The sequence below is a fragment of the Pseudoalteromonas sp. T1lg23B genome, from assembly GCF_002964665.1.
Classification (GTDB): domain Bacteria; phylum Pseudomonadota; class Gammaproteobacteria; order Enterobacterales; family Alteromonadaceae; genus Pseudoalteromonas.
In genome coordinates, this window is sequence record NZ_PQBZ01000001.1 from 60,812 (window position 1) to 71,991 (window position 11,180).

Consider the following 11,180-nt stretch of genomic DNA (forward strand, 5'->3'; position numbering starts at 1 on the left):
CGAGTTGCATTTTTTATAACTTCAATTGAATCGCTTTTGTGTGAATGCTAACCATTGCGGGCGTCAGTCCTACTATTTCTCCATCGGCCTCGATTTCAAGATCCGATGTAGTGATCTCAAATTGTTTAGTCGTCGTTGTATGCACACCTGCCAGCTTTTCATGTTGCGCAAAGAGCATTGCCAGCAATGTATACACGCTTGTAAGTCTTGTGGTCGACGAAAACTCGATACAGGTTAATAAACCATCATCTGGTTTCGCATGCGGCGCGCATTGCACACCAGCAGCAAAATACTGACCCTTCGCGAATAGCAACATCATCATGGCCTGTTCTTGGCCAAAAGTGGGGGAATTTACCCGAATTGCGCGATAGGAAAACAATGCTTTTATACCGGCCCACACATAACTAAAGCGATGTTTTTGTTGGTGACTGTCCATCCATCTAACTACATGAGCGCTATAGCCTAACCCCATCACATTTATAAAATAACGCTGATTCACGCGTCCAACATCAAGTGCGATGACATTGTCACTAAAGACAGCATTACGCCACTGGGCAATTGTGCGATTAAACTGTCGAGCAAAGTCATTGCCAGTACCCGCTGGCAGAATTGCCAACTGACAATTCAGCCCAACAATCGCGTTTACGACTAGATTGATTGTGCCATCACCACCTATCACCACAAGCAATCGGTGTTTTTTTGCCAGCACACTGATCTGCTGCAAATCTTGATGATAGTTACCAAGGGTATAAAACCACTCACATGCTAATTTTTCTTGTCTTGCACGTCCTTTTAGCCACGCGATATGCGACAGTGCGTTATTTGCATCACTGGGTTTAACAACTACCAGCATATAAACACCTTTAAAATAAAATTAATTAACTTGAATAAATATTCACCCCATGACTTACAGAAACGTTCCACCACAAGATAAACACATTGAAACTAAAGAATAAAATGGAAAAAATCACAAATACCGATTGTGCATAAGCCACCGAAAAACATTTATTCAACATCACAATGCGAGAGCAACGCATTAGTTATTTTTATCCGAAAGACACAATTTTTATCGTTTTATTTTTGCGCATTTTGCGCGCAAAATAACCTTGTTTTCAGTCAAACTATTATACAGGAGCCACCATGCTTAATTCAGCTGCTGCGTGCAGCAACACGCAAGCCAACACCATTAATACCCTACCAGCTAAAGTTTCTTTCAACTGGATGTCGTTTCTTGAACGACTGGGTAAATCGCTCGCGTTAAGCCATGTAACGCTCTATAAGTAAAATTTAGCTCAAGTGCCACACCCCCAACCTGTGGCACTTAGGCTTTTTCATATAATCTCTTCAATCAACTGCCTCAATTTACTTCATTTTTAGCCATAAAATAATAAATTCAGCAAATTTAGTGTAAATTTTAAGCAAACAGTTTAAAAGTGGTTTACAGCAGCAAATTCGCTAAGTATTATCTTTGCCCATGGAGAGATGGCTGAGTGGTTGAAAGCACCGGTCTTGAAAACCGGCATACGTTAATAGCGTATCTAGGGTTCAAATCCCTATCTCTCCGCCATATTATACAGTTTTGCGCCGGAGAGGTGGCCGAGTGGCTGAAGGCGCTCCCCTGCTAAGGGAGTATAGGGTTTGTAGCCCTATCGAGGGTTCGAATCCCTCCTTCTCCGCCATTGCTTTAAGAACCGCTCTTCGAGCGGTTTTTTTATGTCTACTCTTTTTGTTTCTTAAAGCCGTTTTCACCCAACACTTTACTTATTATCATTTCTAATTCAAATTAGCTCATATACTTACGTATGATTAATTTTGAAATAAATTGATGATTTGGCTGTATCTGAGCATATGCATAACATTATCAATGTTGTTCGCCTGAGCCAGCTATAATTAACCGCGATAACAAAAATGATTTAGCACATAACTATGAACTTCAAGCATGCGTGGCAGAGCCAGCTCAGCTACATCTTATTATCAGTCGGCTATTTTGCTTTAGGCAAACTACTTACCTCGTTTGCTTTTCAAGATCAGGTATTACCCATTTGGTTGCCTGCCGGGATTGGGCTTGTCGGCATGTTCATTTGGGGATGGCGTTTTATACCAGGCCTTGGCGTCGCATCCGCCGCGTTCAATTGGACAACAGCACATGGCTGGAGTGTCTCAACACTATCCATTGCGAATGTTGTCGAAGTAGGGATCATTGCTAGTGGTGCCATTTTACAAGCACTGATTGGAGGGTATTTGCTCAGAGCATGGCTAGGGCACCCCCTACACCTCAAAAGCCGCTTACATATTGCTTATTTCATTGGCCTAATTGGGATCGCAATCAATCTGGTTTCAGCCAATATTGGCGTCTTTGCACTGAGTTTCTATCATCCTGAATACAGCTTTGCAAATCACTGGAATAATATGCTGGCATGGTGGCTAGGTGACTCTTTAGGCGTATTAATTGCCACACCCGCTTTGCTTATCCTACTACAGCCTTGGTTTGCCAACTCCGAAAAACTCAATAATGTGGCCAGTACTTTTAGTGCTTGTCTCGTACTGTGTTTATCCGTGGCCCTGACCACTTTTTTATATAACCAAAGCAACATCAAAAGCGCGAACCTCAACGCAAAACGTGAAGTTCAAATTATTGAAAACATAGTCTACCGGTACATAAATCAGAGTATGTTGGCCATTCAAGCACTAGCCAGCCAGTTACAAGCTCGTGAAGCATTCACTCAACAAGAATTCGAGGAAATTGCCCTCTATTTAAAAAGCCAATATACCTTCTTGCGGGCACTCTCTTGGAACGAACAAATCTCTTCAGAGCAAAGAAGTCAACTCAATCAACAACTTGCTGCTTTATACGGTGACGACGTTAAAATCAAAGGGGAGCCGATCCAGCCAAATGATCCCCTCGTGGTGGTTAAATATATTGTGCCACTCAATGGCAACGCGGGTGCACTCGGTTTTAATGTATTTTCAAAAGAAAGTAGGCGACAAGCGATTATCAACGCCAGCTCTAAGACTGAGCCTCAGGCGAGCGACATTGTTTATTTAGTGCAAGATAGCCGTCCAGCCCCATCATATTTGCTGTTTTCTCCCGTTTTCGCTCAAACTCCATCAGGGCAAGAGCGAACAATAAAAGGCTATGCGACGGCTGTTGTACAGGTCGAGACGTTACTGGCTGAAGCCTTAAAGCAAGCACAAGCGCAGTTGTTCAATGTCGCTTTTTATGATGTCAGTAATAATGGCATATTTTACAAAAACTTTGGGCCTGAGCAGCTTATTGACGAAGATAATAAAAAGGTTGTTACCTTGTTTGTTGCAGGGCAGAAATGGCGTATGGAATTGTCCGTAAAAGAAGAGTACGCTTCGAGGCTAAATCAACAACTCACACTCATGTTGCTTATTCTACAGCTCAGTATCACAGCGCTAATAGTGTATATTTTGCTGCTATTTAACTACCAACATCATGCGTTAAATACCCTTGTCGAACAACGAACTCGCTCCTTAGCGAAAGCCAAACAGCAGTCCGACCGTGCAAACCAAGCCAAGAGTCGGTTTTTGGCAAATATGAGCCATGAAATTCGTACCCCTCTAAATGCCGTGATTGGCTTTGCTTCTTTAGCCAGTAGCTCACATAACAATCGTGAGTTGAGAGATTATATTAAGAAAATTGGCTCCGCATCCAAGACCTTACTTAATTTAGTCAACGATATTTTAGATATCGCTAAGATTGAGTCTAACCGCCTACAAATAGACGAACACCCTTTTGATTTACAAGCCCTACTTAGCCGTATCGACACCATGTTCTCCTCCAGTGCACAGAGTAAGAATATTGTCTGGCAAGTTGTACACAACCTTCCTGGACCTACTTGGGTACTAGGGGATGAAATGAGACTAGAACAAATCCTGATCAATTTATGTAGCAATGCCATCAAATTTACGCAACGTGGGAGTGTCATTTTCGATGTAGAAGCGCAATATGGTACTAAACAAGTTGACTTAATATTCTCGGTAACTGACACGGGCATTGGAATAGAATCAGAGAAGCAGCAAACCATTTTTAATGCCTTCAGCCAAGCTGATAACTCAACATCGCGCCGCTATGGCGGAACAGGTTTAGGGTTGGCTATTGCTAAAGAGCTCTCCGAGCTCATGGGTGGAAAGCTAAGCTTAAAAAGTGAGGTTGCTCAAGGCAGCTCTTTCACTCTGACTATCAGTTTGCTCAATGCCAGCGCCCAAAGTAAACAAATCGAGCATGTTGATACTTCTCAGATCCACTGTTTGCGTGTTCTTGTTGCAGAAGATAATCCTGTTAATCAACTGGTGATCAAGGCTATGCTGTCATCATTTGATATACAACACACTGTGGTAACCAATGGTCAACAAGCCATTGAAGCGGTGAAAAGTGAAGAGTTTGATGTTGTACTCATGGACTGTCAAATGCCGATTATGGATGGCTATCAAGCCACGGCAGCGATACGTCAATTTAAGGGTGTTGATGAGCTGCCAATTGTCGCACTAACCGCCGATGTCATGCCCGAAGACAAAGCCCATGCGATTGCGATTGGCTTTAACCGACATCTTGCCAAACCATTAGAGAGAGATAAGCTAGCAGTTTGTTTAGCTAACTACTGTTAATACCATGAAAGCATTTATTTTTTTAATTCTTTTAAGTTGCTGGAGCACGCGAGTATTTGCACTTCCCACCAGCGAATAGCGTCACAGTCATGTCTTGATGTCGCGAAAAACTGGCAAATGATTGAACAAGCTCAACAGCAAGGAACGTATCGTTTTGCAAAAAACCAAGGCCCTGTTGTTTGGCAGATCGATCTCGCAGCTCCATTTAGCGAGTATCTTGCTCAAGCTAAGGCCATTATTAATAGCCGAAATATCCGTGCACAACAGCATTGCCCGATACTCACTCCTGTTGCAAAGAAACTAGGATATGATAGTGAACATTTGAAAGTTGCAGATCTGATTGCACCTTTCGAGTTACGACAGAATAATAATGACCGTGCTATTTTAATGATCCATGGACTAACAGACTCACCGTTTACATTCCATTATTTAGCGGACCGTTTATATCAGCAAGGCTATAATGTACGCACGATTCTGTTACCCGGCCATGGCACCGCACCTAGCGATTTGCGGCATATAGATTTGGCTCATTGGCAAGCCTTGGTCAATTACGCGATTGCACGCACAGCAAAAGACTTTCAGCAATTTTCTGTACTTGGCTACTCAACTGGTGCTGCCTTAGCAGTCACAGAAGTCTCTCAACATCTTCCGGAAAATATGAAAGCTTTGGCGTTAATATCTCCTGCAAGCGAACCTCACAATAAGCAGGGTTGGCTCGCTAAGTGGATAGCAAAAATCCCATTTATAAACTGGATTGATGAAGATGCTGACTTCGACTTTGCCAAATATGAATCATTCCCTTGGCAAGCTGCTGCGCTGGCAAACGATGCAATGGTTAAGCTAACGACACAAACCTTTCCAGCAAACTTGCCTTTATTTAGCTCATTGAGTGAAGTGGATACCACAATCGATAGCCAAGCCAGTCTCGCTATGTTGACGCGCTTTGCTCGGGATAGCCAACAACCATCGACCCACTCGCTGTTATATTACGGCAATGCCAACGCTGCAAAAACGCAGCTACCTGCGGGGTATAACATACTAAGCCCACAATGTAACCACCTTGCTTGTGATACCATCATAGACATGTCACATATCGGTGTACTGCAACCAGCAGAACATCCCTATTACGGATGGCAGGGAACCTATCGCAGTTGCAGCGGCTACTTAGAGCAGCTACCCAAATACCTGAAGTGCAAAACACACCCCTCGCCATTATTAGGCGAGCGCACAGCGCAAAATACCAGTCATGACGTGCCACTACAGCGTTTAACGTTTAATCCTGCCTACGATGACTTTGTTGCGCACCTGATTACATTTTTTGACACTCACTTTAGCGCCCATGTACAGCCATAAGTTTGTTGATAGCATAGCGCATGTGCCTATTGAGCTGTGGCAATCCTTAGCGGGTGATAACTTGTTTTGTAGTTATGCTTGGCTACATGCGTTAGAGCAAAGCCAGAGCGTCAATGCCTCAACAGGATGGCAGCCACAACATTTGCTGATATACCAAGAAAAGCAATTGGTCGCTATTTTACCTGGGTATATCAAAAGCCACTCCTATGGCGAGTACGTATTTGACTGGTCATGGGCTGACGCATATCAACGCTATGGGCTTAGCTATTACCCAAAGTGGCTGTGTGGAGTGCCTTTCACCCCCGTAACCGGTAAGCGTATACTCTGTCAGTCACTTGATACAGATTTAAACCATTATATCTATCAAACCCTAATCAATTCATGTCACAGCTATGGTTGGTCTGGTGCCCATATAAACTTTCTCACCGATGAAAGCGTTCCTCACCAACACTTTTTGCATCGCAAAGATGTTCAATTTCATTGGATAAATAGAGGCTACCGAGACTTTGCACATTATCTTACCTACTTAACCTCTCGGCGCAGGAAGTCAATTAACAAAGAACGGCAGCAAGCACACAGCCATGGACTCTCAATTCGATGGTTGTCAGCTGAGCAAATAGATGAAGAAGTGCTGACAGACTTTTATCGCTGCTATCAAGCTACTTACATGAAACGCTCGGGGCACCAAGGGTATCTAAACCTCTCGTTCTTTAGGTTGCTATTGCTGCATCTGCCCCATGCAGTACGCCTATGCGCGGCATTTGAGCAACAAAAACTCGTTGCTGCCAGCCTCTATCTAGTTGATGCAAGTACTCTGTACGGCCGCTATTGGGGGGCCTTGGATGAGTTTCAGACGCTGCATTTTGAGCTTTGTTACTACCAAGGCATAGAATTTGCGATTTCTCACACATTAACTAAATTTGATGCCGGTGCACAAGGTGAGCATAAACTGATACGCGGCTTTGCACCCGTTGTTACCCACTCACTTCACTTCCTTGCCAACCCTACCTTTAGAGATGCCATTGATGATTTCATTCAGCGTGAGCATCATCATGTACAACAGTACACGCAACGCTGTATGGCATTGTTACCTTTTAAACAGCAGTAGACGGTTGTTGGCTGGCATCTGATAGTCTTGCAATAATTCCAGCCCCGCCTGTTGTGCCAATGCGCACACCCATTCTATGTCTCTAATGCCACTTTCTGGGTCTTGTGATTTTAGAAAACCATCAAATTCGGCATTGCTTTCACTGGTAAATTTCCCCCCATAGTTAAAGGGTCCATAAATACACAACAAGCCTTCATGCATTAAGTGTTGCGCAACGCCAATAAATAACTGTTCAACGAGCGCCTCACTGACTATATGTAGCGTGTTGGCGGTATAAATAACTGGCACTTGATCAATGGGCCAAGACTGATTAAGGTCCAAATCTAGAGGAGGTTTTACGTTACTTGCGGGGCTGTCAGCGATCCAAGCTTCGATACCTTCGTGATTACAAAGGCGGTCACTTGTTTGCCAAATTAAATGCGGCATTGATTCAGCAAAGTAAACACCGTGTTGACCTGTGCCCGAGCCAATTTCAAGTACATAGTTATAGTGTTCAAGATATGGTTTCAAGGTAGAAAGTATCGGGGTTTTGTTATTTTCACAGGCTTGCGAAAAGGGTTTATACATCAAGTCACTCCTTGCACTTATATTGAGCATGATTGCCCACTGTTGAAGCAAAACACGACGCAAAATAGTACTTCTATTCAAAGCTCGTGATTAATATATTGTATTTCAAGACTTTCTTATTTTGGCATAACACCTGCTATAGTGATAGTGACATACAGCCACACGAGGACCAAACTATGTTTATTTCAGCTATCACGCACATGCCAATCTGTGAAAGTGGTCTTGTTGAAGCGCATGACGATAATAATCTATTTGTACAAAGCGATGACTATCGCAAAGAAGTACAGAACCTGCTGACCCCTAGCGAGCAAGAAGACGCGCCTAAAACTGCACAGCTTTTTGTGCTCGGTTACAATTAAGACATTGTGCTAAGCGCTACTTTGCTTAGCGGCTAACTATGTAATGGCGCACATTACATAGTTAGCTATGTCACTTCCACATATTGCTCTTCTAGACTTACATTCGCTTGTTAATTGTTGCTCAAATTAGATAATTCATTAGAAATTATTCATCATATCAACTATATAAACACTATCTAACAAAGTTAAATTCGCTTTGCACCCATTGTTATACAATCGCAAGGAGCAACAATGTCCAATACACGCACCACCAAAGACAGCATGGGTACCCTTGAAGTACCAACAGATGCGCTGTATCAGGCTCAAACACAACGCGCAGTTAATAATTTCCCCGTCAGTGGATTAACTTTACCCACTTCTTTTATTCGTGCCTTAGCTTATATCAAACAGGCAGCAGCACAAACTAATAACCAACTGCATCATCTATCCTCGGACAAAGCTAATGCAATCATAGCTGCGGCACAACAAATCATCGATGGGAAGCACTTAGAACAGTTTCCGGTAGATGTTTTTCAAACGGGTTCTGGAACCAGTTCTAATATGAATGCTAATGAGGTTATCGCTACATTGGCAAGTCAAGCTAGTGGCTTGACTATACATGCTAACGACGATGTCAATATGGGTCAGAGCTCAAATGATGTAATACCTACTGCCATTCATGTGAGCTGTGCAACGCTGCTGGTATATGAACTGCTACCCGCTTTGACTCATTTATCGCAACAGATAGCATCTAAGAGCCAGAGCGTCGGCCATTACGTTAAAACAGGGCGAACACACTTAATGGACGCAATGCCAGTGACTTTGGCCCAAACACTGAGTTGCTGGCAAGCTCAGGTTGAGCATGGCCAACACCATGTTCAATCTCAACTGAGTGAAATCTGCAAACTTGCTCAAGGTGGCACAGCGGTAGGAACTGGTATCAATGCAAATCCCAACTTCGCCAAAATTTTCAATGAAAACCTAAGTGCTAACCTAGGGATTAAATTTAGCGTTACTGATAACTTCTTTTATGGCATAAGCAGCCAAGACAGTGTAGTAAATTTATCTGGCTCTTTGAAAACACTGGCAGTAGCAATAATGAAAATTGCCAACGATTTACGATGGATGAATTCGGGCCCTCTTGCAGGCTTAGCTGAAATTGAATTAGAAGCTTTACAGCCAGGCTCATCCATCATGCCAGGCAAGGTTAACCCTGTGATCCCTGAGGCTGCGGCAATGGCATGCGCTCAAGTTATAGGTAACGATACAACCATCACAATTGCTGGCCAATCTGGTAACTTTGAGCTCAATGTTATGCTACCCGTTATTGCTTATAACATAATACAAAGTATAGAAATACTGTCTAACATTAGCCACTTACTTGCCGACAAGGCAATCAAAAGTTTTACTGTGAATGAGACTAGTTTGGAAAAAGCGCTCGCTAAGAATCCTATCCTTGTTACTGCGCTTAACCCGATAATTGGCTATGAAAAAGCTGCCGAAATTGCCAAACTAGCATATCAACAGCAGCGCCCAATTATTGATGTAGCAAAAGAGCATACAGAGTTAAGTCACGAAGAGTTAGCAGCAATATTGGACCCGAATAAATTGACCCAAGGGGGAATATCATAAGTGAACAGTAATCGCCTCGTAATCCAAAGAACGATTGGTTAACACTTGTAACATGCTAGCTTAACGGGCAAACTATTCTAAAACACAAGGAGTTAATATGATAAAATTGTCACAAGCTTTGATGCTATCACTTATCCTAGCCGGATGTGGTCCATCAGAAGACGGTAATAATAAAACATCTACTGATGTGCAGGCTCAAAAACAAGAAAACAAAACCGCCTCTACTACACAAAACTCAGAGAAAAAATTTGATGTCTCGCCAGAAAAGCTCACTGTGGAAAGTGTTGCTGATGTAATGAAGCAAGATATCAGCAAGATTCATGATCAGCTAAAATCACTTACCCAAGATTTAAGTTGCGATAACTCTTCTCAATGCCATGTTGAAGCCGTAGGAAACCGCGCTTGTGGCGGACCAAGCAGCTATCTAGTCTATTCAAGTAAATCAGCCTCTAGCAAAGAGGTCACAGAGCTTGCTGAGAAGATCACGGAATATGAAAGTAGTTATAACGCCAAAAATCAGATTATGAGTATTTGCGAACATTTAACTCGCCCTAGCACTCAATGTGTTGAAAATAAATGTGTTACACTTTCAAATATGTCTCAAGAAGCATACTAAAGAGCGACTATGAAACAACAATTGCGCCTTATTACGGTAGTTTTCTGTGGAACTTTAATGACAGGCTGCCACACTCTGTGGTCATCCGAACCTAAGGAACCAGTAAAGACTAACTATGACATACTCGCAGATCTGACAGCAGATAAAAGCTGCGATGCCAGTTATCAGTGTAAGGTGCTTGAAGTTGGGGAAAGACTCTCGTGCGAGGGCCCAAGTCAATACATGATCTATTCAATCAAAAAAACTGACGAACAAAAAATAGCTGAAGTTGCAGCACTCATAACTGAACAAGAGCACCAAGAGAATCTTCTGAAAGCGCCTCAGAGCAGCTGTCAACAAGTGCTACCTGTTATCCCTCTTTGCATTAAAAAGAGCTGTCAGCCATACATACAATAAGCGTTATATGAAAAGCCGCCCTATTAAGGAAATAACAACAATTAATAGGGCACAGCCCCCCGCATACCAGATATAACTCACCTCGATACGCTTTTTAATCCAATAACAATATAAAAAACGAACAAAATAGCTTGCCGCAGTACCAAACAAAGCAAAAATTACTATTAAATAAATAAGGTAGACCGACACTATAACTCTCAATTCAACTTGTCGTATGGCCATAGTAGCGATAATGGAACTTAAATGCACTAAAGTACCAAGGTTTCTAAAGCGCAAAAGTTTAATTGGGGTGCAAAGAGTTAACGACAGCGAACGCAGTGAGTACGTTTTTATAGAACGCTGAGAGATTCTTAACAATGTTGAGGGAAGCACCGGTGAAGGTTGCTTACCTCACCTTGCGCAGAACTCTCTGTGTCGCCACTTTGTGGCCACAAAGATTCTGAACGAAAAAAAACCCCGACACTTTCGTATCGGGGTTTCTCTTATTAGGAGCCTGGCGATGTTCTACTTTCACATGGCAGCTGCCACACTATCATCG

Annotated in this window: 11 protein-coding genes and 2 tRNA genes; 10 read left to right on the plus strand and 3 right to left on the minus strand. The window is 42.7% G+C overall.

The genetic code is table 11. From position 1 onward, the window contains the following. Positions 1-13 precede the first annotated feature (13 nt). Positions 14-853 (minus strand): diacylglycerol/lipid kinase family protein, encoded by an 840-nt coding sequence (locus tag C2M32_RS00270; protein WP_105166562.1) that lies wholly within the window; start codon positions 851-853, stop codon positions 14-16. Positions 854-1,140: 287 nt separating this feature from the next. Here C2M32_RS00270 and C2M32_RS20405 point away from each other — a divergent pair, with 287 nt between their 5' ends. From C2M32_RS20405 to C2M32_RS00295, 6 genes are all read left to right on the plus strand, one after another. Continuing rightward, entirely contained in the window at positions 1,141-1,284 is a 144-nt protein-coding gene (locus C2M32_RS20405; RefSeq protein ID WP_158678067.1) for a hypothetical protein, read from the plus strand. A 192-nt stretch (positions 1,285-1,476) separates the two neighbouring features. Further along, positions 1,477-1,567 (plus strand) — tRNA-Ser (locus C2M32_RS00275). Between the two features lie 19 nt (positions 1,568-1,586). After that, a tRNA-Ser gene (locus C2M32_RS00280) sits at positions 1,587-1,679 on the plus strand. Positions 1,680-1,926: 247 nt separating this feature from the next. Next, positions 1,927-4,632, plus strand: a complete 2,706-nt coding sequence (locus C2M32_RS00285; RefSeq protein WP_105166563.1) for a CHASE domain-containing protein — start codon at positions 1,927-1,929, stop codon at positions 4,630-4,632. Between the two features lie 117 nt (positions 4,633-4,749). Further along, positions 4,750-5,985 (plus strand): alpha/beta hydrolase, encoded by a 1,236-nt coding sequence (locus tag C2M32_RS00290; protein ID WP_105166564.1) that lies wholly within the window; start codon positions 4,750-4,752, stop codon positions 5,983-5,985. After that, positions 5,972-7,093: a GNAT family N-acetyltransferase gene (locus C2M32_RS00295; RefSeq protein WP_105166565.1), complete on the plus strand. Its 1,122-nt coding sequence runs from the start codon at positions 5,972-5,974 to the stop codon at positions 7,091-7,093. The genes C2M32_RS00290 and C2M32_RS00295 overlap by 14 nt, the downstream gene beginning before the upstream one ends. On the opposite strand, the gene C2M32_RS00300 is transcribed toward C2M32_RS00295, so the two are convergent. Further along, the gene (locus C2M32_RS00300; RefSeq protein ID WP_105166566.1) at positions 7,073-7,660 is read right to left on the minus strand and encodes a DUF938 domain-containing protein; all 588 of its coding nucleotides are present in this window, start codon (positions 7,658-7,660) and stop codon (positions 7,073-7,075) included. The genes C2M32_RS00295 and C2M32_RS00300 overlap by 21 nt on opposite strands. Before the next feature lie 176 nt (positions 7,661-7,836). Between C2M32_RS00300 and C2M32_RS00305 the strand changes: the two genes are divergently transcribed. The 4 genes from C2M32_RS00305 to C2M32_RS00320 all read left to right on the plus strand — a co-directional run bounded on the left by C2M32_RS00305 (position 7,837) and on the right by C2M32_RS00320 (position 10,642). Then, positions 7,837-8,019: a hypothetical protein gene (locus C2M32_RS00305; protein WP_105166567.1), complete on the plus strand. Its 183-nt coding sequence runs from the start codon at positions 7,837-7,839 to the stop codon at positions 8,017-8,019. Positions 8,020-8,250: 231 nt separating this feature from the next. Beyond that, on the plus strand, positions 8,251-9,630 hold the full coding sequence (locus tag C2M32_RS00310; protein WP_105166568.1) for a class II fumarate hydratase: 1,380 nt from the start codon (positions 8,251-8,253) through the stop codon (positions 9,628-9,630). 97 nt (positions 9,631-9,727) lie between these two features. Next, positions 9,728-10,246, plus strand: coding sequence for a hypothetical protein (locus tag C2M32_RS00315; RefSeq protein WP_105166569.1), 519 nt, complete (start codon positions 9,728-9,730; stop codon positions 10,244-10,246). A gap of 9 nt (positions 10,247-10,255) precedes the next feature. Next, a complete protein-coding gene (locus C2M32_RS00320; RefSeq protein ID WP_105166570.1) occupies positions 10,256-10,642 on the plus strand; it encodes a hypothetical protein in 387 nt (128 codons plus the stop codon). A gap of 3 nt (positions 10,643-10,645) precedes the next feature. On the opposite strand, the gene C2M32_RS20700 is transcribed toward C2M32_RS00320, so the two are convergent. Further along, entirely contained in the window at positions 10,646-10,831 is a 186-nt protein-coding gene (locus C2M32_RS20700) for a hypothetical protein (RefSeq protein ID WP_105166573.1), read from the minus strand. Between the last annotated feature and the right edge of the window lie 349 nt (positions 10,832-11,180).

Excerpts from the sequence above, each read along its gene's own strand:
- C2M32_RS00310 (WP_105166568.1), top strand. The coding sequence starts at position 8,251 with ATGTCCAATACACGCACCACCAAAGACAGCATGGGTACCCTTGAAGTA.
- C2M32_RS00300 (WP_105166566.1), bottom strand. The coding sequence starts at position 7,660 with ATGTATAAACCCTTTTCGCAAGCCTGTGAAAATAACAAAACCCCGATA.
- C2M32_RS00270 (WP_105166562.1), bottom strand. The coding sequence starts at position 853 with ATGCTGGTAGTTGTTAAACCCAGTGATGCAAATAACGCACTGTCGCAT.
- C2M32_RS00320 (WP_105166570.1), top strand. The coding sequence starts at position 10,256 with ATGAAACAACAATTGCGCCTTATTACGGTAGTTTTCTGTGGAACTTTA.
- C2M32_RS00285 (WP_105166563.1), top strand. The coding sequence starts at position 1,927 with ATGAACTTCAAGCATGCGTGGCAGAGCCAGCTCAGCTACATCTTATTA.
- C2M32_RS20405 (WP_158678067.1), top strand. The coding sequence starts at position 1,141 with ATGCTTAATTCAGCTGCTGCGTGCAGCAACACGCAAGCCAACACCATT.
- C2M32_RS00295 (WP_105166565.1), top strand. The coding sequence starts at position 5,972 with ATGTACAGCCATAAGTTTGTTGATAGCATAGCGCATGTGCCTATTGAG.
- C2M32_RS00315 (WP_105166569.1), top strand. The coding sequence starts at position 9,728 with ATGATAAAATTGTCACAAGCTTTGATGCTATCACTTATCCTAGCCGGA.
- C2M32_RS00290 (WP_105166564.1), top strand. The coding sequence starts at position 4,750 with ATGATTGAACAAGCTCAACAGCAAGGAACGTATCGTTTTGCAAAAAAC.
- C2M32_RS00305 (WP_105166567.1), top strand. The coding sequence starts at position 7,837 with ATGTTTATTTCAGCTATCACGCACATGCCAATCTGTGAAAGTGGTCTT.